Consider the following 20,322-nt stretch of genomic DNA (forward strand, 5'->3'; position numbering starts at 1 on the left):
CAGGCTCTTAGAAAGTGCGATTGGCCCCCAGCACCAGGGTCGCCGAGCACACATCGTCGAAGCCCATGTAGTTGGCGCACTCGCTATCGCCGAGATCGGTGTCGACGTAGCTGGCCGACCAGTTGAGGCCGAACATCTCCTTGCTCAGCTTGAGTTGCCACTCGTTGTAGCTGTCGCGGGTGTCGCCGCTGCCATCGAGCAGCAGCGGGTCCTTGAGGTCGACCTTGCCGTAGCGCAGGTCCAGGGCCACGTCCATCGGTAGCGTGGTGCCGTAGCCGACGTAGCTGTACAGGTAGCTCTGGTCGCCGCCGAGGTTGTCGGAGTAGTAGGCGCCGAGCTTGGCGCCGTAGGCGGTGAGCTGGCTGAAGTACTCGCCGTAGTTGAGCGCGCTCTGCCGTGGGTATTCGTACTGGAAGTAGGCGGTGTCGAGGCTGATGTCGTCGTTGATCTGCCAGTTGTAGCCGGCGTAGTAGTCCAGCTCCTGGCGGGTCTTGCTGCCCAGGCCGAAGTCGACGTTGGAACTCCACACCCCGGCGTACAGGCCGCTGCTGTGGCTCAGGGTGGCCGAACCCTGCAGCGCCGGGTCGTTCTGCGTCTGCGAGATGCCGCGGGTGCGGTAGTCGCTGTAGACGCCGGCATCCAGATACAGGGCGAAGTCGTCGCTCAGCTCAATGGCCTGAGTCAGGCCCCAGGGGGCGAGCAGGACGATGGCCAGGGCGGCCTTGGGGTACGGCATGGTGCGGCTCCTTTCTTGTTGTTCTGTGGGCATGGCTTCGCCGTGCCGCGCTGGCGGGCGCGGAGGCGGTAGCGCTGGAGGCTTAGTGAGCGGTGGTTTTAAACGTGGTCCAGGCACGCATGCGCGCGCGCATCGAGCGCTGCGGGATGTCCTTGCCGGGGATCAGTCGCGCGTAGGTGGCCTCGTCGACGTAGATGTCCGGGTTGTTGCGCATGTCGGCGTCGACCATCGGCCGGGCCTTGGCGCTGGAGGTCGGGTAGCCGGTGAAGTTGCTGATCGCCGCCATGTTCTGCGGGCGCATGACGAAGTTGATGAAGGCATAGGCGTATTCCGGGTGCTTGGCGTCCACCGGGATGGCCATGGTGTCCATCCACACCGTGGTGCCCTCGCGCGGGATGTGGAAGCGGAAGTCCGCCGCCTTGCCGGCACCGCTGGTGGCGCGCTGGGCCTGGGTCATGTCACCGCTGTAGCCGAGCGACAGGCACAGGTTGCCGTTGACCAGGTCGGTGACCGGCTGCGACTGGAACTTGCGGATATAGGGCTTGATCGACACCAGCAGCTCGATGGCGGCCTTCAGGTCCTCGGGTTCTGCGCTGCGCGGCGAGCGGCCGAGGTAGTTGAGCACCACGGCCATGACCTCATCTGGCGAGTCGATCATGGAGATGCCGCAGTCGGCGAACTTGGCCGCGTTCTCCGGTTTGAACAGCAGGTCGAGGCTATTCACCGGCGCGTTGGCCATGCGCTTGCCGATCATCTCGGCGTTGTAGGTGATGCCGATGCTGCCCCAGGTGTAGGGCACGGTGGCGTGGCGCGAGTAAGGGTACTTGGTCTGCAGGGTGCGCAGGCCCGGCTCGATGTCGGACAGGTGCTGCAGCTTGGCTGGATCGAGTTTCTGCAGCGCGCCGGCACGCATCAGCCGCTCGGCCACGGTGTCACCGGGGAAGATCAGGTCGTAGCCGCTGTTGCCGGACATCATCTTGGCCTCCAGCGTCTCGCTGCCTTCCATGACGTCGTAGATCACCTTGATGCCGGTTTCCTTGGTGAAGTTGGCAATGGTGTCCTCGGCGAAGTAATCGGCCCAGTTGTACAGGCGCAGGGTCTTGTCCTCGGCGGCCGAGGCCTGCGCACAACCCAGCGCCAGGGCGGCGAGCAGTAGCGTGTTCTTGGTCTTCATGGTCAGGCTCCCCGGTGGTTCCAGTGGCTATGCAGGTGGCGGCCATCCAGGCCCAGCAACGCTCCGTACATCTCCGGGCGACGGTCGCGGTAGATGCCCCAGGTCATGCGGTCCTCGCGCATGGCGGCGAGGTCCAGTTCGCGCACCAGCACGCCGCTGGTGTCGCGGTCGGCCTCGGCGAGCAGCTTGCCCTTGTGGTCGGTGATGAAGGACGAGCCGTAAAAGCTCATCTGCAGGCCCGGATCGGTGGTCGCCACCTCACGGCCGACCCGATTGGCGGCGATCACCGGGACGATGTTGGCAGCGGCGTGGCCGCGCTGGGTCAGCTGCCAGTGGTCACGCGAATCCAGCGCCGCAGCCCCCGGTTCGGAGCCGATGGCGGTCGGATAGAGCAGCACCTCGGCGCCCTGCAGGGCCAGGCAACGGGCGGTCTCGGGAAACCACTGGTCCCAGCAGATGCCGACGCCGATGCGGCCGACGGCGGTGTCCCAGACACGGAAGCCAGTGTCGCCAGGGCTGAAGTATTCCTTCTCCTGGTAGCCGATGGCGTTGGGGATATGGGTCTTGCGGTACACGCCGAGCAGGCGGCCGTCGGCATCGGCCACGGCCAGGGAGTTGAAATAGGCGTTGCCGGCCTTCTCGAACCAGCTCAGCGGCAGGACCACGCCCAGCTCGCCGGCCAGGGCGGCGAAGCGCTTGAGCAGCGGGCTGTGCTCGTATTCCTCGGCCAGCGCCAGGTGTTTGTGGTCCTGCTCGATGCAGAAGTACGGGGTGGCGAACAGCTCCTGCAGCAGGATCAGCCGCGCGCCGCGGGCAGCGGCCTCGCGTACCAGCTGCTCGGCGCGGTCGAGGTTGTCCTTGAGGTCCCAGCTGCAGGCGAACTGGGTGGTGGCGACGGTCAGTCTGCTCATGGCATCACCCCTTCAGCGGCCACAGCGGCTGCTGCTGGGTGATGCAATGCACCCCGCCGCCGCCGTGGGCCAGCTGGTTGATGCGCACCGGCACCACTTCGCGGCCGGGGAAGGCCATGCGCAGGGTGTCCGCCGCCACCTGGTCGGCGGCGATGCCGTAGGCCGGCATGATGATGGCGCCGTTGCAGATGTAGAAGTTGGTGTAGGAGGCGCAGAACACTTCGGCCTCGGTATCCACTGCATCGGTGGCCTCGTACAGCTCCAGCAGCTCGAACTGGCGCCCCTTGGCGTCGGTGGCCAGCTCCAGGGCGCGGCGATTCTCGCGCACCACCTCGGCGTACACCGAGCCGTGGTCGTGGGTGGCATCCACCAGCAGCGCACCGGGCTTGGCGAAGGCGCACACGCCGTCGACGTGGCCGTCGGTCACGTCACCGGTGACGTACTGCGGATCGCCCGGCAGCCAGATGGTCTTCTTCACCCCCAGCAGGCGGGCGAAGATCTCTTCCATCTCGGCCTTGCTCATGCCCGGGTTGCGGTTGGGGTTGAGCAGCACCGACTCGGTGGTGATCAGCGTACCCTCGCCGTCCACATGGATAGCGCCGCCTTCGTTGGACAGCGGCGTGCCGAAGCACTCCAGGCCCAGGCCGTTGAGGATGCGCCGCGCCAGGCCTTCGTCGAGGCTGTGCTCGGACTTGCCGCCCCAGGCGTTGAAGCGCCAGCTGACGCCGGCCAGGCCCAGCTGCGGGTGACAGACGAAGCTCGGGCCGGAGTCGCGGCACCAGCTGTCATCCACCGCCAGTTCGATCAATTCGACACCCTTGCCACAGAGTTCGCGAGCACGGAACGCCGCCGACGGGTCGACTACCATCTTCACCGGCTCGAAGCGGGCGATGGCGTTGGCGACGCGGGCGAAGTCCACCTGCACCTCTTCCAGGGTCACGCCCCAGCCGGACTCCCACAGCGGCTGATTGTGCGGCCAGACCATCCAGGTGGCGGCGTGCGGGGCCCATTCGGCGGGCATGAACCAAGCGTTCGAAGCGACTGCGTTCTGTTGCATACAAGTGCCTTTCAGTTAAGTCTTTGTTATCACTGAAAACCGCGAATGCGGTGATGGCTTGCATGCTAGGCCTGTAAAAAAGCCGCAACAAACGATAGATTTTGCGCAATCCTGATTAGCCGGACTTATCAATAATGCTCAAGCACTGGCCTCCCCTGAACGCCCTGCGCGGCTTCGAAGCCGCCGCCCGCCTGGGCAGCTTCCACAAGGCGGCCGAGGAGCTGCATCTCACCCAGTCGGCGATCAGCCAGCAGATCCGCAGCCTGGAAAGCTTCCTCGAACAGCCGCTGTTCTTCCGCAATGGGCGCAGCGTGGCGCTGACCGATGCCGGCTTCGACCTGCTCAGCACCACCCAGGCGCTGCTGCAGCAACTGGCCGTGGGCATCCGCCGCCTGGAGCAGTACCGCAAGCCCAACCAGTTGGTGGTCAACACCACCCCGGCCTTCGCCCGTCATTGGCTGGTGCCGCAGCTGGGCGACTTCCACCGCCGCCATCCGGACGTCGACCTGTGGCTGTTCACCAGCGACGAGGTGCCGGACATGGCCACCCAGACCATCGACATCGCCGTGCGCGACGACCTCACCGCCCAGGCCGAATGCAGCTTCCGCGTGCTGCTGGAGGACCGCCTCTACCCAGCCTGCCACCCCAGTCTGCTGACCACCCCGGCGGGCGAACGCACCACCCTGCATGGCGAGCGAGAGATGGACTGGGCCCACTGGCAGGTACAGGGCGGCGCCGATATCGGCCAGCACAGCCAGGGGCTGAACTTCTCCGACCCCGGCCTGCTGCTGGACGCCGCCAGCGGCGGCCTGGGCATCGCCCTGGTCAGCGAGCTGCTAGCCGCCACCGCCTGTTCCCAGCAACTGCTGCAGCCGCTCAGCGAACAACGGGTGCGCGGCCCGCGCTGGACCTGGCTGGTGCACCGCGACAGCGAGAACGACCCGCTCACCCGCCAGTTCTGCGCCTGGCTGGAGCAGCGTCTGAACCCCGGCGCCGCCACCTGAAACCACGCGTCAGCCGTTATGATCGCGGCAGCCCTAAACGACTCAACCCGACACGGAGCCGTCATGCCCTTCATCACCACCCGCACCGTTGTGTTTGGCGACTGCGACCCGGCAGGGATCGTCTACACGCCGCGCATCGCCTACTTCGTCATCGAGGCGATCCACGAATTTCTCTCCCACCGCCTCGGCGGCGAAGGCCTGCGCAAGCTGTTCGCCATGGGCATCCTGCCGCCGGCCCGGGCACTATCGGTGGAGTTCCTCTCGCCCATGACCTGGGACGAGGTGATCAGCATCGAGGTGCGCAGCGAAGCGCCCGGCTCCACCTCGTTCAGCTTCGCCGTGGAGGGCCGCCAGGCCTCGGGCGAGCCGACCTTCCGCGCGTCTATGACCCAGGTGTGCATCGACCCCGAAAGCAAACAGCCAACCGCCCTGCCCGACGCCCTGCGCCAGGCGCTACAGCCCGAATAAGAGAGGCGCAGAAACGAAAAAGCCCCGCCGAAGCGGGGCTTTTTCATGCTGAAGAGGATCAGGCCGTGGCGGCGATCTTCTTCAGCTCCTCGTCACGCAGCTCGCGGCGCAGGATCTTGCCGACGTTGGTGGTCGGCAGGCTGTCGCGGAACTCGACGAAGCGCGGCACCTTGTAGCCGGTGAGGTTGGCACGCATGTGCTCCATCACCTGCTCCTTGGTCAGGCTCTCGCCCGGCTTGACCACCAGGAACACCTTGATCGCCTCGCCCGACTTCTCGTCCGGCACGCCGATGGCGGCGCACTGCAGCACGCCCGGCAGGGTGGCGAGCACGTCTTCCAGCTCGTTCGGGTAGACGTTGAAGCCGGACACCAGGATCATGTCCTTCTTGCGGTCGACGATGCGCAGGTAGCCGTCGTCCTGAATCACGGCGATGTCGCCGGTCTTCAGCCAGCCATCGGCCGAGAGCATCTCGTCGGTGGCTTCCTGGCGCTGCCAGTAGCCCTTCATTACCTGCGGGCCCTTGACGCACAGCTCGCCACGCTCACCCAGCGGCAGGTCGTTGCCGGCGTCGTCGATGACCTTGCACAGGGTCGACGGCACCGGGATGCCGATGGTGCCGATCTGGATGTTCTGGTACGGGTTGACGGTGGCGACCGGGCTGGTCTCGGTCATGCCGTAGCCTTCGCAGATCGGGCAGCCGGTGACTTCCTTCCAACGCTCGGCTGTAGCCAGTTGCAGTGCCATGCCGCCGGACAGGGTCAGCTTCAGGGCGGACAGATCCAGGCGACGGAAGTCTTCGTTGTTGCACAGGGCCACGAACAGGGTGTTGAGGCCGACGAAGGTGGTGAACTTCCACTTGCCCAGCTCTTTCACGGTGCCCGGCAGGTCGCGCGGATTGGTGATGAGGATGTTGTGGTTGCCGGTCAGCATCATCGCCATGCAATGGAAGGTGAAGGCGTAGATGTGGTACAGCGGCAGCGGGCAGATGACGATCTCGCAGCCTTCGCCGAGGTTGGAGCCCATCAGCGCCTTGGATTGCAGCATGTTGGCCACCAGGTTGCGGTGGGTCAGCATGGCGCCCTTGGCGACGCCGGTGGTGCCGCCGGTGTACTGCAGCACGGCGACTTCGCCGTTGTGCGGGCTGGCCTCGTTGACCGGCTTGCCGCGGCCCATGGCCAGGGCCTTGTTCAGCTTGACGGCCTGCGGCAAGTTGAACGTCGGGACCATCTTCTTCACGTGCTTGACCACGGTGTTGACCAGCAGGCGCTTGAGCGGCGGCAGCAGGTCACCCACTTCGGTAACGATGACGTGTTTGACGCCGGTCTTCGGCAGCACTTCCTCGGCCAGGTGGGCCATGTTGGCCAGGCAGACCAGGGCCTTGGCGCCGGAGTCGTTGAACTGGTGTTCCATCTCCCGCGCGGTGTACAGCGGGTTGGTGTTGACCACGATCATGCCGGCACGCATTGCGCCGAATACCACGACGGGGTATTGCAGGACGTTGGGCAACTGCACGGCGATGCGATCGCCGGCCTTGAGGTCGGTGTGGTTCTGCAGATAGGCGGCGAAGACGCCGGAGAGTTGGTACAGCTCGCCGTAGGTCAGGGTCTTGCCCATGTTGCTGAAAGCAGGCTTATCGGCAAAGCGTTGGCAGGACTCTTTCAGTACGGCCTGGATGTTGGGGTACTGGTCGGCGTCGATCTCGGCAGCGACTCCGACAGGGTATTTGTCCTTCCAGAAGTTATCGATCATGGAAGCCTACTCCTGAGCAACAGCTTGTCTACACCGCGCGCAATGGCGGTCATTTGTTGTGATGTGTTGACCTTGACGCGAGGTGGGGACTGGCGCAAAGCGTGCCGAGAGTAGCAGCTTTGCCAGGGAGCGCCTAGCACCAAAGGCAGCCCCAGCGGTCAAAAAAATGACCGATCATCACTGATCGGTCATTTCCTGATGGGGCGGGTGAAAAGCCCCAGGCACAAGGCTTCAGGCGATGTCGCGCAGCTCGCGGCGGAGGATTTTGCCGACCGGTGTCATCGGCAGGGAGTCCTTCAGCACGATGTGCTTGGGCACCTTGTAGCCGGTGAAGTTTTCCTTGCAGAAAGTCTTGATCTCGTCGATGGAGACGCCACCCTCGCGCGGCACCACGAACAGCTTGACCGCCTCGCCGGACTTCTCGTCCGGCACGCCGATCACGGCGCAGCTGGCCACCTTCGGGTGGGCCATGACCACGTCCTCGATCTCGTTCGGGTACACGTTGAAGCCGGAGACGATGATCATGTCCTTCTTGCGGTCGACCACGCGCACATGGCCGTCCGGGTCGATAACGGCGATGTCGCCGGTCTTGAACCAGCCCTCCTCGTCCAGCACTTCGGCGGTGGCCTCGGGGCGCTGCCAGTAACCCTTCATCACCTGCGGGCCCTTGATGCACAGCTCGCCGCGCTCGCCCAGCGGCTGCTCGACACCGTCGTCGTCGATCACCTTGAGCGTGGTGCCGACCACCGGGATCCCGACCGAGCCCAGGCGCGCCAGCTTGCCGTAGCAGTTGGTGGTGGCGACCGGGGACGTCTCGGTCAGGCCGTAGCCTTCGACGACGCTGCAACCGGTCATCTGCTGCCAACGCTCGGCGGTGGCCTTGACCAGCGCGGTGCCGCCGGAGTTGGTGACCTTCAGGCGGGAGAAGTCGAGGTTCTTGAAGTCCGGGTGGTCCATCAGCGCGACGAACAGGGTGTTGAGGCCGAGCAGCGCGGAGAACTTCCACTTGCCCAGCTCCTTGACGAAGCCGGGGATGTCACGCGGGTTGGTGATCAGCACGTTGTGGTTGCCGCTGACCATCATGCACATGCAGTTCGCGGTGAAGGCATAGATATGGTAGAGCGGCAGCGGCGCGATCATGATCTCGCCGCCCTCCTTCATCAGCGGCATGCCATCGTCGCCGAGCTGCTGCAGGCAGTTGTAGACCTGCTGCATGTTGGCCACCAGGTTGCCGTGGGTGAGCATGGCGCCCTTGGCCACGCCGGTAGTGCCGCCGGTGTACTGCAGCACGGCCACGTCGTCCAGGCTCAGCTTGGCCGGCTGGAAGGAGTGGCCCTTGCCGGCACGCAGCACGTCCTTGAAGGCCAGGGCCTGGGGCAGCTGGTAGTCCGGCACCATCTTCTTCAGGTGCTTGACCGCGGCATTGACCAGCATGCCCTTGAGCGGCGGCAGCATATCGCCCAGACGGGCCTCGATCAGGTACTCGATCTGGGTGTCGGGCAGCACTTCCTGCACCGACTTGCCGAAGGTGTTGAGGTACACCAGGGCGCGCACACCGGCGTCGTTGAACTGGTGGCGCATCTCGCGCACGGTGTACAGCGGGTTGGTGTTGACCACGATCAGCCCGGCGCGCATGGCACCGAACACGGCGATCGGGTACTGCAGGATATTGGGCATCTGCACGGCGATGCGGTCACCGGGCTTGAGGTCGGTGTTCTTCTGCAGCCAGGAGGCGAAGGCCGCGGAGTAGCGCTCCAGCTCGGCGTAGGTCAGCGTCACGCCGAGGTTGCTGAAGGCCGGGCGGTCGGCGAACTTCTTGCAGGAGCGCTCGAAGACTTCGACCACCGAGCGGTAGAGATTGAAGTCGAGCTGGTTGGCGACGCCGGCCGGGCGCTTGTCGTCCCAGAAGTCAGGTTGCATTGTTGTTATTCCCCTAGACCTGAATGTGCAAACCGGGCGCCTGAGATGCGACCGGACTGGTCCGGAACTTAGCAGCTCGGGGACGGCAGGCAAATAGTCGAGGGTCACCATTGACCCTGTGAATCTTTACCATGCTTTTCGGCGATTCATCCGCGGCTGGGCTATAGCTACTAATCAGCTCCCGAATGCCGCCAGCCATGCCGCGCAATCTCTTCCTCGTCGTACTCGCCCTGCTCTGCCTGCCGCTGGCGGCCCAGCCGCGCCTGGTCACCCTGGAATACCCGCCCTACAGCAGCCAGGTACTGGCGGACGGTGGCAGCATCGTCGAGCTGACCCGACGGGCATTCGCCACCCAGGGCTACACCCCGCAGATCGACTTCCTGCCCTGGGCACGAGCGCGTGCCGAACTGCGCCAGGGCAGCTACCAGGGCGCCCTCGCCCTGTGGCCGCAGGAGATCAAGGAAGAGCAGCTCACCGCCTCGCGCCCGCTGTTCTACAGCCAGCTCGGCCTGTTCGTGCGCCAACGCGATCCGCAGCCGTTCGGCTCATTGGCCGATCTGGACGGACGCAGGGTCGGCATCGTGCGCGGCTATGGCTATCCGCCGCGTCTGCTCGCCTCCGGTCTGGTCGCCGAGGAGGCGGTGGATGACATCAGCAACCTGCGCAAGCTGGCGGCCAAGCGCTTCGACCTGGTGCTGCTGGAGCGCATCGTCGGCGAGTACCTGGTGGCCGGCGATGCCGAGCTGCGCGGCCGCCTGGTGTGGCAGGAACCGGCGCTGGAACGCATCCCGCTGGTGGTCGGCTTCGCGGCCCAGCGCGCCGGCCAGCCGGACTGGGCCACCATCTTCGAACGCGGCCTGCGCGAACTGCACGCCAGCGGCGAGTACATGCGCATCCTCAAACGCCACAACAGCTGGCGCTAACGGCCCTTTGCCTGGCTGAACAAGCCATGCACAATGCCGCGACTCCCCTGGGCACAAGGACCGCCATGCACCAGCAAGCATTCTGGATAGGCGCCAGCGACGGCACCCCTCTGCACGTACTCCACTGGCACGCCGACACCCCGCCCAAGGCGGTGCTGATGATCGCCCACGGCATGGCCGAACACGCCGCCCGCTATGCGCGCCTGGCCGCGCGCCTGGTGGCCGACGGCTATGAGGTGTACGCCCTCGACCAGCGCGGCCATGGCGTGACTGCAGAGAAGGGCGTGCTCGGCCTGTACGCCGAGCAGGACGGCTGGAGCAAGGTGGTCGGCGACCTCGCCAGCCTCAATCACCACATCCGCCAGCAGCATCCGCAAGCACCGATCCTGCTGCTCGGCCACAGCATGGGCAGCTACATCGGCATGGCCTACCTGATGCAGCACAGCTGCAGCCTGCAGGGCGCCATCCTCTCCGGCTCCAATTACCAGCCGCTGCCGCTGTACCAGGCCGCCAGCCTGATCACCCGCTTCGAGCGCTGGCGCCTCGGCCCTCTGGGCCGCAGCAAGCTGATCGACTTCCTCTCCTTCGGCTCCTTCAACAAGGCCTTCAAGCCCAACCGCACCGGCTTCGACTGGCTCAGCCGCGACCCGGCGGAAGTCGACAAGTACGTGACCGACCCGCTGTGCGGCTTCGTCTGTACCACCCAGCTGTGGTGCGACCTGATGGACGGTTTCCAGCAGATCACCCCGGTACGCAACCTGGCGCAGATCGACAGCGATCTGCCGCTGCTGGTGATCGGCGGCGACCGCGACCCGGTCAGCGAAGGCAAGCGCCTCGGCCACCTGGCCGGTGCCCTGCGCACCGCCGGCATCGCCAATGTGGAACTGAAGATCTACCCCGAGGCCCGCCACGAGCTGCTCAACGAGAGCAACCGCGACGAGGTCACCGACTACCTGCGCGACTGGCTGGAGCGGACCTTGGCCCGCAGCCGCCAGTGCCCCACTCCCAGCAAGGAACCCGTATGACTAAGGTCACCAATATCCCCTACGACGCCCTCGAGGTCGGCCAGCAGGCCAGCCTGGTGAAGAACGTGGAAGAGCGCGACGTGCAGCTGTTCGCCGCCGTCTCCGGCGACAACAACCCGGTGCACCTGGACGCCGCTTTCGCCGCCGAAACCATGTTCAAGGAGCGCATCGCCCACGGCATGTTCAGCGGCGCGCTGATCAGCGCCGCCATCGCCTGCCAGCTGCCCGGCCCGGGCACCATCTACCTCGGCCAGCAGCTCAAGTTCACCCGCCCGGTGAAACTCGGCGACACCCTGACCGTGCAGCTGGAAGTGCTGGAAAAACTGCCCAAGGGCCGCGTACGCCTGGCCACCCGCGTGTTCAACCAGAACCAAGAGCAAGTGGTGGACGGCGAAGCCGAAGTGCTGGCCCCGCGCGCCGAGCAGACCCTGACTATGCCGGAGATGCCGAAAGTCACGGTGGGTTGATGTAGCCCTCGCCCCGGATTGCATCCGGGCTACGACTGCACATGCAAAGGCCGCTCGATGAGCGGCCTTTTTACTCCCTCTCCCTTTGGAGCGGGGCGCGCAGCCAGGGTTGGGGGGAGGAAAGAAAAAGTAGCGCCCTATTCTGGTTTCAACGCCACTTCATGCTTGCCATCATCCGCACGTTCCAAAGTAGCCCGGATGCAATCCGGGGCGGAGCTGCCTGCTTCCCAGATTGCATCCGGGCTACTACTGAGAGCTGCCGACGGCACCCTCACCCCCGGCCCCTCTCCCGGAAGGAGAGGGGCTAGCGCCCTACTCTTGCGCCTCCATGATCCGCACGCTAGCCGTCATTCCCGCACTGAGCGGCAACTCCTGCGGCACCTCCTCCAGCTCGATACGCACAGGGATGCGCTGGGCCAGGCGCACCCAGTTGAAGGTCGGTTCGACATTGGCCAGCAGCTGCGCATCCGGTGCGGCGTTGCGGTCGGTGATGCCGCGGCTGATGCTCTGCACCTTGCCCCGCAGCGGTTCGCTGCCGCTCATCAGGATCACCTCTGCCGGTGCGCCAACGCGGATGCCGGGCAGCTTGGTCTCCTCGAAGTAGGCCTGCACGTAGAAGGAATCGTCCGCCACCAGCGCCATCACCGCCTGACCACTCTGCACAAAGTTGCCCTGGGCCAGGTGCAGGTTGGTGACCTGACCGGAGCGCGGCGCGCGCACCTCGCTGCGGCTCAGGTTGAGTTCGGCCAGCTTGACCTCCGCCTCGGCCTGCTGCAGTTCGGCGCGGGCGATCGCGGCGTTGATCTGGGCGTTCTCGCGCAGCTCGGCGCTGATTGCCTGCGGGCCGAGGTGGGCGCGGCGCGAGGCCTCGTGCTGGCGCAGGTTGAGTTGCTGGCGACGGGTCTCGGCCAGGGCGCGGGCCTTGTCCAGCGCCGCCTGGTAGCGCTCGCGGTCGATGCTCATCAGCAGGTCGCCGACCTTCACCTGCTGGTTGTCACGCACCTTCAGCTCCACCACCCAGCCGGACACGTCCGGCGCGATGGTGACCACGTCGGCACGCACCCGCGCATCGCGGGTCCAGGGCGAGATCATGTAGAAGTGCCACAGCCACCAGCCGGCCAACAGGGCCAGCAGGACCACCACCAGGGTCACCGCCACGCGCGGAAGTGCATTCATTACCAACTCCTTACCAGGTGGCGAACAGGGCTAGCAGCCCCGCCAGCACGCAAACATAGAGGGCGCAGTCGAACAGCGCCTCGTGCCAGATCCAGCGCGCCAGGCCGGCGCGCTGCAGGCCCAGGCGCAAGGCGCCGGTCAGCAGCAGCGCCAGCAGCGCGTACAGCAGCATGGGGCTGAGCAGCACGCCGCCCAGGGTCAACTCACGCAACGCCATGGGGTTCTCCTTGCCTGTCGCACCAGTGGCGCCAGCTGTGAGTCAGTTGCAGCAACGCGGCCTCGGCCAGGCGCAACTCGATGGCCGGCGGCTGGTCGTGCAGGGCTCGCGCCAGGGCATCCGCCGGCGCCTGCAGGTCGTCGCCGCGCGCCTGTGCCGGACCACGCCGCAGCAATGCCTGCACCTCGTCGAAGAAGCGCCGCTCGGCCTGGCGCGGCGCAGCGGGTGCCGCCGCCAGGCAGGCGCGCAGGTGCAGCAGCTCGTCGCCCAGGTCGAGACTGTCGATGCCATCGTCCCAGCGACTGCGGCCACCCTCCGGCAGCTGCGGATAGAAACGCGCCAGCTGCAGCAGGCGGTCGGCCATGCGCCCACCGAACCAGTTCTCGGCGCCTTCCAGGCGGCGTGAGCAGAGCCGCGCCAGATCATCCAGCGTCGCCTTGAGCAGGCGACGGCCATGCCACACCGGGTTGCGCAGCACGATCAGGCGCAGCGCCAGCACGGCGCAGCCAACGCCGATCAGCATGGCCAGCGCCTCGTTGAGGAACAAGGCGACGTTGTAGGCCATGTCGTTGCGCGGCGCGCAGAGCACGATGAAGTGCAGACAGAAGGATGTCGCGGCGCCGGCCAGTGCCGGGCGCGACATGGCCAGCAGGCCGAAGAACAGCGGTACGCCGAGGGCCATGCATAGCAGTGGAAAGCCGTTCCACTGTGGCAACAGAATCTGGCCGACGAAGAAGGCCACCGGCAGCGCGTAGAAGATGCCGCGCAGGAAGGCCATGCCGATCACGTCGGCGTTCTCGCGGCTGGCGAACAGGCTGCACACCACCGCGGCCAGCAGCAGCGCACCGCTGGCGGCCGGCCAGCCGGTGGCCAGCCAGAAGGCCGATAGCACCAGTAGCGTTAGGCAACTGCGCAGGCCGTAAACGGCAGCAGTCTGCAGATCGCGGTGCCAGGACAAGGGCGGCGGTGCGCCCTGCGGAGCCTCGCCACGCACCACCGCATCGAGCGTCGCCTGGGCCCGCGACAGCTGCCGCACCAGCACGGCCATGCGGCCCAGGCAGTACTGCCACGCCAGGGGCATGGATGCGTCGTGGGACTGTTCCAGCAGGCGCTGGTAGAGGACTTCCTGGCCGGCCAGGTCCGGCTCGGCGAGCAGCGCCTGGACTTCGTTCAACGCCGGCGTCAGCGCATGGACGTCGGCCTCGTCCAACTGCTGCCACTGCCGCGCCACGCCACGGGCCAGGCGCAACAGGCCGAGCAGCTCGCGGGTCAGTGCGCGCAGGCCACGAGCACGCTGGCGGCCGAGACGCCCCTCGAACCAGGCATGTTCGCGCTGGGCATCCACCGCGACGATGCGCCCGAGCGTTTCCAGCAGGCCCTGGCGCCCCGCCGCATGCCCCTGCAGCGCGGCGGCCGCCGCCTGCGCCCCGCCCTGCCAGGCCGCACGCGCCTGCTGCACCACCACGCGCTCCACGCGCTGCGGCCAGAGCACGGCGCTGACCGCCATGGAGCAGAGAATGCCCAGGCAGATCTCGGTACAGCGCGCCACCGCCTCGTCGAAAACCAGCAACGGCTTGCCAGTCAGCGGCAGGCAGATGATCGCCACCGTGTAACCAGCCAACACGAAGGCATAGGCCCAGGCGCTGCGCAGCAGGGTCGAGGCCGCCGTGCACAGGCCCAGCCACAGGGCCATCACCAGCAGGAACAACCAGGGCGCCTGGGCGAACAAACCCATGAAGAACACCGAGAGCGCCGTGCCGATAAGGGTGCCGAGCAACCTTGCCAGGCCCTTCTGCACCACCATGCCGGCCAGCGGCTGGGCGACGATGAACGCGGTCATCAGCGCCCATTGCGGCTGGTCGAGGTCGAAGCGCATGGCGCACCACAACGCCAGGCCGCCACTGAGCAGCGTCTTGCAGGCGAACTGCAGGGCGGCGAGATCGGGAGCAAGCAAGGCCGAGAGGAAATCGCGCACGAGGACTACCAGGAAGGCTCTAGAAAGAAGGTAGATGGCCCTGACGAAGCTGACCAAACAACCAAATATAATTATTAGCCGGCTAATCATATTCGTCCACACTGGCGGGATGGACGAACGGCGGTTGCAATTAATTAACCGTGTATTTAATTATTGACCCCATGAGCAAACAGACCAAAAAACCACGCGCCCCCGGGCGCCCCGCCGCCGATGCCACAGTGCAGCGCGAGCTGCTGCTGAACGTCGCTACCGACCTGTTCGCCCACCAGGGCATCCAGGCCACCAGCCTGCGCGCCATCGCCGAGCGTGCAGGAGTGACCCCGGCCCTGCTCAACTACTACTTCGGCAACAAGGACAAGCTGGTCGACGCCATGGTCGAGGAGCGCTTCCTGCCGCTGGTGATGACCGCCGCCCAGGGCCTGCAGCAAGCAGGCGACGACCCGCTCGCCCTGGTCGAAGCCTTCCTCCGCGACATGAGCCGCAACGTTGCCCAGCACCCGTGGATTTCCCAGCTGTGGGTGCGCGAGATCCTCTGCGAAGGCGGCGTACTGCGCGCACGCCTGATGGACCGCGTCGCCCCGCTGGTGCCCCTGCTGCTGGCGCAGAAATTTGCCGCCGCCCAGGCCCGTGGCGCGCTCAACCCCGATCTGGACCCGCGCCTGCTGGTGGTCTCGCTGATCGGTCTCACCCTTCTCCCCTACGCGGCCGCGCCGATCTGGCGCGGCGTGTTCGCCAACCCGCAGATCGGCGACGACGCGCTGATCGCCCACACGCTCGCCCTGCTCAAGGGCGGCATGGAGCCCTGAGATGTACCGTCTGCCGTTCTCTCGCCCACTGCTGGCCGGCCTGCTCATCGCCAGCCTGTTCGGTTGCGACTCCTCCGGCGAACAATTGCTGGGCACCCTGGAGTGGGACCGCGTGGGCGTGCCCGCCGAGGCCTCGGAAACCATCCTCGCCTGGAAAGTCGCCGAGGGTGATCGGGTCGAGGCCGGCCAACTCCTGTTGGAACTGGACCCACGGCGCCAGGACGCGCGCATCGCCCAGGCCCGCGGCGAAGTGGACCAAGCCGCCGCGCGCCTGGCCGAACTGAGCAACGGCGCCCGCAGCGAGACCATCGACGCGGCCCGCGCCACCCTGGCGCGCAACCGCGCCGAGCTGACCGATGCCGAGCGCAACTTCCAGCGCATCGCCGCGCTGTACCAGCGCAAGCAGGTGGCCATCGCCGAGCTGGATCGCTCGCGCGCCGCCCGCGACCAGGCCAGCGCCGCCACCCGCAGCGCCGAGGCGCAGCTGCGCGAGCTGACCAACGGCACCCGACCGGAACAGCTGGAGCAGGCCGCCGCCGCGCTCGACGCGGCCCGCGGCAACCTGGCCCAGCTGGAAGTCGGCCGCGAGCACCTGAGCCTGCGCGCGCCCCGCGCCGGCCTGGTCGACGCTCTGCCGTTCAAGGTCGGCGACCAGCCGCCGGCCGGTGCCGAACTGGTCAGCCTGCTGGTCGGCGAGGCTCCCTACGCCCGCGTGTTCATCCCCGCCAGCATCCGCGCCGAGGTGCAGGTCGGCGACGCCATGCGCATCCATGTCGAAGGCATCGAGCAACCTTTCACGGCCAAGGTGCGCAGCATCCGCAGCGAGGCCAGCTTCACCCCCTACTACGCCCTCACCGGCGACGACGCCAGCCGCCTGATGTATCGCGCCGAGGTGGTTCTGGAGAGCGAGGCCGCGCGCCAGCTGCCGGCCGGCCTGCCCCTGCAGGCGCAACGCCTTGCGGATGAACGCGATGAGCGACCGTGACCTGGTGATCCGCGCCCGCGGCCTGAGCAAACGCTTCGGCAAGCTCACCGCGGTCGACCACCTCGACCTCTCCGTGCCGCGCGCCGAAGTGTTCGGCTTCCTCGGCCCGAACGGCTGCGGCAAGTCCACCACAATCCGCATGCTCTGCGGCCTGCTGCAACCCAGCGAGGGTGAGGTGGAGGTACTCGGCTGCCAGATCCCCCGCGATGCCGAGGAACTGAAGCGGCGCATCGGCTACATGACCCAGAAGTTCTCGCTCTACGAGGACCTGACGGTGCTGGAGAACCTGGAATTCCTCGCCGCCGTGCAGGGCATCGGCCGCCGCGAAACCCGCCAGCGCATCGACGAGGTGCTGGAGCGCTACTGGCTCACCGACCGCCGCAAGCAGATGGCCGGCACCATGAGCGGCGGGCAGAAGCAGCGCCTGGCCCTGGCCGGCGCCGTGCTGCACAAGCCCGACCTGCTGCTGCTCGACGAACCGACCAGCGCCGTCGACCCGCAGTCGCGCCGCGAGTTCTGGGACTCGCTGTTCGAGCTGGCCGAGGAAGGCACCACCCTGCTGGTGTCCACCCACTACATGGACGAAGCGGAGCGCTGCACCCGCCTGGGGATTCTCGACGCCGGCCGCCTGGTCGCCGACGGCAGCCCGCGCGAGCTGATGGACGCCCTGCCCGGCCACCCGCTGCTGATCGAATGTGCCCAACCGCGCGCGGCCCAGCGCGCCCTGCACGATCACCCGGAAGTGCTGGCCAGCGCGCAGATCGGCGCCACCCTGCGCGTGCTCTGCGCCAGCGAAAACGCTCGCGACGACATCGCCGCCGCCCTGCGCTGCGCCGGGGTCGATGCCGAGCTGCGCGACGGCGAAGCCAATCTGGAAGACGTGTTCGTCGCCGTCACCCGCAAGCCGCTGGAGGCCACGCCATGAACCTGCGTCGCATGGGCGCCGTCGTCCTCAAGGAGCTGCGCCAGCTGCGCCGCGACAAGCTGACCTTCGTCATGATCGCCGGCGTGCCGCTGCTGCAGCTGGTGCTGTTCGGCTACGCCATCAACATGGACGTGCGCGGCATCGAGGCCGCCGTGCTGGACCAGGCCAACACCGCGCAGTCGCGCGAGGCGGTGGCGGAGATCGCCTCCAGCCAGGTGATCGAGGTGAAGTACCGGCTGGACAACCCACAACAGATCGACCAACTGATGCGCCAGGGCCGGATCAGCGCCGCCCTGGTGGTACCGCACGACTTCGACACGCGCCTGCAGCGCCACGACCCCAGTCGTCCTCCCCTGCAGTTGGTGGTGGACGGCTCCGACCAGAGCGTCCAGGCCTCGGCCCGGCAACTGGCAGCGTTTCCCCTCGCCGGCTGGAGCAGCGTACCGGGGGTCGAGGTGGTCAACTTCTACAACCCGGAGCGTCTGGCACCGCTGAACACGGTACCCGGCCTGCTCGGGGTGATCCTGACCATGACCATGGTGATGTTCACCGCCGTCGCCCTGGTGCGCGAGCGCGAGCACGGCAACCTGGAGCTGCTGATCGCCACACCGGTGTCGCCCTGGGAGCTGACCATCGGCAAGGTCCTGCCCTTCGTCGGCATCGGCCTGATCCAGGTGTCGGTGATCCTGGTGGTCAGCCACTGGATGTTCGCCGTGCCGGTGCGCGGCTCGCTGCTCGACCTGTATGGCGCCTCGCTACTGTTCATCATCGCCAGCCTGGCGCTGGGCGTGTGGCTGTCCACCCTGGCCAGCACCCAGTTCCAGGCCATGCAGCTGGCCTTCTTCACCTTCCTGCCGCAGATATTGCTGTCCGGCTTCATGTTCCCCTTCGCCGGCATGCCCAAGGTGGCGCAGTGGATCGCCGAGCTGATGCCGCTGACCCACTACCTGCGTCTGTCGCGCGGCATCATGCTGCGCGAGGCCGGTTTGCTTGAACTGTGGCTGGAGATGCTGATCCTAATAGTGTTCTGCGCGGCTCTGCTGGGCCTGGCGGTATCGCGCATCCACAAACGCCTGGATTGAGGCCCAAGTTTTAGCGGATATGTCGTTGTCACCTCTCGGCCATCCGCACGCACTATGCTCGGCCCAGGCTAACGAGACGAGGCCTGTCATGCGACGAAGACTCTCTGCCCTGCCCCTGCTCGTGCTGCTGGCCGGCATCACCTTGCTGACCGCTTGCAGCCGCCTCGACCTGGCCTACCGCAACCTCGACTGGTTGCTGACCTGGCGCATCGACAGCTACCTCGACCTCAACGCCGAACAGAAGGCCTGGCTTAAGCCGCGCCTGGACCAGCACCTGGCCTGGCACTGCAGCACCCAGCTGCCGCAACTGGCCAGCTGGCTGGACCAGGACCGCGCCGACCTGGCCGCCGGCAAGCTGGACGCCGCCCACCTGCTGGCCCGCTTCGGCGACCTGCGGGATTCCCTCGGCACGGTGTCCAGCGAGGTCAGCCCGACCGCCGCCGGCCTGCTGCAACAGCTCAGCCCGCAGCAGGTGCAGCAGCTGCGCCAGTCGATGGCCAAGGAGAACGAGAAACTGCGCCACGAATTCGTCGAGCCGCCATTGGCCAAGCAGATCGCCAAGCGCCGCGAGACCACCGAGGAACGCCTGGAGCCCTGGTTCGGCGAGCTGGACCAGCAGCAACAGGCCCTGGTGCAAAGCTGGGCTGCACGACGCGGCGAACAGAATCGCCTGTGGCTGGACAGCCGCGAGCGCTGGCAGGCGGCACTGTTGCAGGAGCTGGAAGGCCGCCGCAGCGCCGATTTTCCGCGGCGTATCGAGGCGCTGTTGCGCGACCGCCAGAGCTACTGGAGCGAGGAGTACCGCCGCTCGTTCGCCGACGGCGAGCGCAGCCTGGCACAGTTGCTCGACCAGCTGATCGCCAGCGCCAGCCCTGCCCAGCGCCAGCAACTCGGCGAGAGCCTGGGCGCCCTGCGCGAGGATATCGCCGGGATGGAATGCGCTACGCCTGCAGGGGAGGCAGTCGCCAGTCGATCGGAGTGAGGCCGCACTGCTCCAGGTACTTGTTGGTGCGGCTGAAGTGCCCGTTGCCGAGGAAGCCGCGATAGGCCGACAGCGGTGACGGATGCGCCGACTTCAGCACCAGATGGCGCGTGCCGTCGATCAGCTTCTGCTTGCTCTGCGCGTGCGAGCCCCAGAGCAGGAACACCAGGTTGCCGGGCCGCGCATTGACCACCTCGATCACCTTGTCGGTGAACGGCTGCCAGCCCTTGTCGGCGTGGGAGCCGGCGCTGGCCTGCTGCACGGTCAGCGAGGTGTTGAGCAGCAGCACGCCCTGTTCGGCCCAGCTCTGCAGGTAGCCGTGCTCGGGGATGTCGATATTCAGATCGCGCTTGAGTTCCTTGAAGATGTTCACCAGCGACGGCGGCGCCGGCACGCCCGGCTGCACCGAGAAGCACAGGCCGTGGGCCTGGCCCGGGCCGTGGTATGGGTCCTGGCCGATGATCACCACCTTGACCTGCTCCAGCGGCGTGGAATTCAGCGCATTGAAGATCAGTGGCCCCGGCGGGTAGATCACCTTGCCGGCGGCCTTCTCGGCGCGCAGGAACTCGCTCAGCTCGCGCATGTAAGGCTTGTCGAACTCCTCGCGCAAGGCTTCCTTCCAGCCCGGTTCGAGTTTGATGCGGTCGTCGGCGCTCATGCGGCTGTCCTGCTGAAAATACGAAAACGGCACGCTAGGCAAGGCACCGGGGCAAGTCAAGACGTGGGGCGGGTGAAACCT

General features: G+C 66.7%; 20 protein-coding genes. 10 read left to right on the forward strand and 10 right to left on the reverse strand.

From position 1 onward, the window contains the following. Positions 1–7: 7 nt before the first annotated feature. The 4 genes from N7607_RS00560 to N7607_RS00575 all read right to left on the reverse strand — a co-directional run bounded on the left by N7607_RS00560 (position 8) and on the right by N7607_RS00575 (position 3,878). Positions 8–736, reverse strand: coding sequence for a TorF family putative porin (locus N7607_RS00560; RefSeq protein ID WP_279864913.1), 729 nt, complete (start codon positions 734–736; stop codon positions 8–10). 82 nt (positions 737–818) lie between these two features. Then, complete coding sequence (locus tag N7607_RS00565; protein WP_279864911.1) at positions 819–1,910, reverse strand: extracellular solute-binding protein; 1,092 nt, start codon at positions 1,908–1,910, stop codon at positions 819–821. 2 nt (positions 1,911–1,912) lie between these two features. Next, the gene (gene aguB / locus N7607_RS00570) at positions 1,913–2,821 is read right to left on the reverse strand and encodes an N-carbamoylputrescine amidase (protein WP_279864910.1); all 909 of its coding nucleotides are present in this window, start codon (positions 2,819–2,821) and stop codon (positions 1,913–1,915) included. Positions 2,822–2,825: 4 nt separating this feature from the next. Beyond that, on the reverse strand, positions 2,826–3,878 hold the full coding sequence (locus N7607_RS00575; protein WP_279864909.1) for an agmatine deiminase family protein: 1,053 nt from the start codon (positions 3,876–3,878) through the stop codon (positions 2,826–2,828). Between the two features lie 134 nt (positions 3,879–4,012). On the opposite strand from N7607_RS00575, the gene N7607_RS00580 reads away from it, so the two are divergent. After that, a complete protein-coding gene (locus tag N7607_RS00580) occupies positions 4,013–4,882 on the forward strand; it encodes a LysR substrate-binding domain-containing protein (RefSeq protein ID WP_279864907.1) in 870 nt (289 codons plus the stop codon). A gap of 63 nt (positions 4,883–4,945) precedes the next feature. Next, positions 4,946–5,350, forward strand: a complete 405-nt coding sequence (locus N7607_RS00585) for a thioesterase family protein (protein WP_279864906.1) — start codon at positions 4,946–4,948, stop codon at positions 5,348–5,350. A gap of 58 nt (positions 5,351–5,408) precedes the next feature. On the opposite strand, the gene fadD1 is transcribed toward N7607_RS00585, so the two are convergent. Then, complete coding sequence (fadD1, locus tag N7607_RS00590; RefSeq protein WP_279864905.1) at positions 5,409–7,100, reverse strand: long-chain-fatty-acid--CoA ligase FadD1; 1,692 nt, start codon at positions 7,098–7,100, stop codon at positions 5,409–5,411. A gap of 231 nt (positions 7,101–7,331) precedes the next feature. Further along, positions 7,332–9,020, reverse strand: coding sequence for a long-chain-fatty-acid--CoA ligase FadD2 (gene fadD2, locus N7607_RS00595; RefSeq protein WP_279864904.1), 1,689 nt, complete (start codon positions 9,018–9,020; stop codon positions 7,332–7,334). 197 nt (positions 9,021–9,217) lie between these two features. On the opposite strand from fadD2, the gene N7607_RS00600 reads away from it, so the two are divergent. The 3 genes from N7607_RS00600 (at position 9,218) to N7607_RS00610 (ending at position 11,435) form a co-directional block, all read left to right on the forward strand. Then, positions 9,218–9,943, forward strand: a complete 726-nt coding sequence (locus N7607_RS00600; protein WP_279864903.1) for a transporter substrate-binding domain-containing protein — start codon at positions 9,218–9,220, stop codon at positions 9,941–9,943. Between the two features lie 65 nt (positions 9,944–10,008). Continuing rightward, positions 10,009–10,968 (forward strand): alpha/beta hydrolase, encoded by a 960-nt coding sequence (locus tag N7607_RS00605; protein ID WP_279864901.1) that lies wholly within the window; start codon positions 10,009–10,011, stop codon positions 10,966–10,968. Next, positions 10,965–11,435: a MaoC family dehydratase gene (locus N7607_RS00610; RefSeq protein ID WP_279864900.1), complete on the forward strand. Its 471-nt coding sequence runs from the start codon at positions 10,965–10,967 to the stop codon at positions 11,433–11,435. Before N7607_RS00605 ends, N7607_RS00610 begins: the two co-directional genes overlap by 4 nt. Positions 11,436–11,747: 312 nt before the next feature. Here N7607_RS00610 and N7607_RS00615 read toward each other — a convergent pair whose 3' ends face one another. The 3 genes from N7607_RS00615 to N7607_RS00625 are packed head-to-tail and all read right to left on the reverse strand — an operon-like array spanning position 11,748 to position 14,803. Beyond that, positions 11,748–12,611, reverse strand: coding sequence for an efflux RND transporter periplasmic adaptor subunit (locus N7607_RS00615; protein ID WP_279864898.1), 864 nt, complete (start codon positions 12,609–12,611; stop codon positions 11,748–11,750). 10 nt (positions 12,612–12,621) lie between these two features. Beyond that, positions 12,622–12,828: a DUF1656 domain-containing protein gene (locus N7607_RS00620; RefSeq protein ID WP_279864897.1), complete on the reverse strand. Its 207-nt coding sequence runs from the start codon at positions 12,826–12,828 to the stop codon at positions 12,622–12,624. After that, positions 12,815–14,803, reverse strand: a complete 1,989-nt coding sequence (locus tag N7607_RS00625; RefSeq protein ID WP_279864895.1) for an FUSC family protein — start codon at positions 14,801–14,803, stop codon at positions 12,815–12,817. The genes N7607_RS00620 and N7607_RS00625 overlap by 14 nt, the downstream gene beginning before the upstream one ends. 161 nt (positions 14,804–14,964) lie before the next feature. Between N7607_RS00625 and N7607_RS00630 the strand changes: the two genes are divergently transcribed. The 5 genes from N7607_RS00630 to N7607_RS00650 all read left to right on the forward strand — a co-directional run bounded on the left by N7607_RS00630 (position 14,965) and on the right by N7607_RS00650 (position 19,583). Then, on the forward strand, positions 14,965–15,609 hold the full coding sequence (locus tag N7607_RS00630; RefSeq protein ID WP_279864893.1) for a TetR/AcrR family transcriptional regulator: 645 nt from the start codon (positions 14,965–14,967) through the stop codon (positions 15,607–15,609). Between the two features lies 1 nt (position 15,610). Beyond that, entirely contained in the window at positions 15,611–16,594 is a 984-nt protein-coding gene (locus N7607_RS00635) for an HlyD family efflux transporter periplasmic adaptor subunit (protein ID WP_279864892.1), read from the forward strand. Further along, positions 16,581–17,519, forward strand: coding sequence for an ABC transporter ATP-binding protein (locus N7607_RS00640; RefSeq protein ID WP_279864891.1), 939 nt, complete (start codon positions 16,581–16,583; stop codon positions 17,517–17,519). The genes N7607_RS00635 and N7607_RS00640 overlap by 14 nt, the downstream gene beginning before the upstream one ends. Beyond that, positions 17,516–18,601 carry an ABC transporter permease gene (locus N7607_RS00645; RefSeq protein ID WP_279864890.1) on the forward strand — a complete coding sequence of 362 codons (1,086 nt, stop codon included), beginning with the start codon at positions 17,516–17,518 and terminating at the stop codon, positions 18,599–18,601. The genes N7607_RS00640 and N7607_RS00645 overlap by 4 nt, the downstream gene beginning before the upstream one ends. A gap of 88 nt (positions 18,602–18,689) precedes the next feature. Then, positions 18,690–19,583 carry a DUF6279 family lipoprotein gene (locus tag N7607_RS00650; protein ID WP_279864889.1) on the forward strand — a complete coding sequence of 298 codons (894 nt, stop codon included), beginning with the start codon at positions 18,690–18,692 and terminating at the stop codon, positions 19,581–19,583. Here the strand turns inward: N7607_RS00650 and ung are convergent. Beyond that, positions 19,543–20,241, reverse strand: coding sequence for a uracil-DNA glycosylase (ung, locus tag N7607_RS00655; protein WP_279864888.1), 699 nt, complete (start codon positions 20,239–20,241; stop codon positions 19,543–19,545). The two genes, N7607_RS00650 and ung, sit on opposite strands and share 41 nt — an antisense overlap. Positions 20,242–20,322 lie beyond the last annotated feature (81 nt).

This window comes from Pseudomonas sp. GD04019 (assembly GCF_029837695.1).
In the GTDB taxonomy this organism is placed as follows: domain Bacteria; phylum Pseudomonadota; class Gammaproteobacteria; order Pseudomonadales; family Pseudomonadaceae; genus Aquipseudomonas.

What these genes read in the sequence shown, in the direction of transcription:
- aguB (WP_279864910.1), bottom strand. Translation starts at nt 2,821, where the DNA reads ATGAGCAGACTGACCGTCGCCACCACCCAGTTCGCCTGCAGCTGGGAC.
- N7607_RS00560 (WP_279864913.1), bottom strand. Translation starts at nt 736, where the DNA reads ATGCCGTACCCCAAGGCCGCCCTGGCCATCGTCCTGCTCGCCCCCTGG.
- N7607_RS00640 (WP_279864891.1), top strand. Translation starts at nt 16,581, where the DNA reads ATGAGCGACCGTGACCTGGTGATCCGCGCCCGCGGCCTGAGCAAACGC.
- N7607_RS00575 (WP_279864909.1), bottom strand. Translation starts at nt 3,878, where the DNA reads ATGCAACAGAACGCAGTCGCTTCGAACGCTTGGTTCATGCCCGCCGAA.
- N7607_RS00580 (WP_279864907.1), top strand. Translation starts at nt 4,013, where the DNA reads ATGCTCAAGCACTGGCCTCCCCTGAACGCCCTGCGCGGCTTCGAAGCC.
- N7607_RS00605 (WP_279864901.1), top strand. Translation starts at nt 10,009, where the DNA reads ATGCACCAGCAAGCATTCTGGATAGGCGCCAGCGACGGCACCCCTCTG.
- ung (WP_279864888.1), bottom strand. Translation starts at nt 20,241, where the DNA reads ATGAGCGCCGACGACCGCATCAAACTCGAACCGGGCTGGAAGGAAGCC.
- N7607_RS00610 (WP_279864900.1), top strand. Translation starts at nt 10,965, where the DNA reads ATGACTAAGGTCACCAATATCCCCTACGACGCCCTCGAGGTCGGCCAG.
- N7607_RS00635 (WP_279864892.1), top strand. Translation starts at nt 15,611, where the DNA reads ATGTACCGTCTGCCGTTCTCTCGCCCACTGCTGGCCGGCCTGCTCATC.
- N7607_RS00620 (WP_279864897.1), bottom strand. Translation starts at nt 12,828, where the DNA reads ATGGCGTTGCGTGAGTTGACCCTGGGCGGCGTGCTGCTCAGCCCCATG.
- N7607_RS00600 (WP_279864903.1), top strand. Translation starts at nt 9,218, where the DNA reads ATGCCGCGCAATCTCTTCCTCGTCGTACTCGCCCTGCTCTGCCTGCCG.
- N7607_RS00615 (WP_279864898.1), bottom strand. Translation starts at nt 12,611, where the DNA reads ATGAATGCACTTCCGCGCGTGGCGGTGACCCTGGTGGTGGTCCTGCTG.
- N7607_RS00565 (WP_279864911.1), bottom strand. Translation starts at nt 1,910, where the DNA reads ATGAAGACCAAGAACACGCTACTGCTCGCCGCCCTGGCGCTGGGTTGT.
- N7607_RS00630 (WP_279864893.1), top strand. Translation starts at nt 14,965, where the DNA reads ATGAGCAAACAGACCAAAAAACCACGCGCCCCCGGGCGCCCCGCCGCC.
- fadD2 (WP_279864904.1), bottom strand. Translation starts at nt 9,020, where the DNA reads ATGCAACCTGACTTCTGGGACGACAAGCGCCCGGCCGGCGTCGCCAAC.
- N7607_RS00645 (WP_279864890.1), top strand. Translation starts at nt 17,516, where the DNA reads ATGAACCTGCGTCGCATGGGCGCCGTCGTCCTCAAGGAGCTGCGCCAG.
- N7607_RS00585 (WP_279864906.1), top strand. Translation starts at nt 4,946, where the DNA reads ATGCCCTTCATCACCACCCGCACCGTTGTGTTTGGCGACTGCGACCCG.
- fadD1 (WP_279864905.1), bottom strand. Translation starts at nt 7,100, where the DNA reads ATGATCGATAACTTCTGGAAGGACAAATACCCTGTCGGAGTCGCTGCC.
- N7607_RS00650 (WP_279864889.1), top strand. Translation starts at nt 18,690, where the DNA reads ATGCGACGAAGACTCTCTGCCCTGCCCCTGCTCGTGCTGCTGGCCGGC.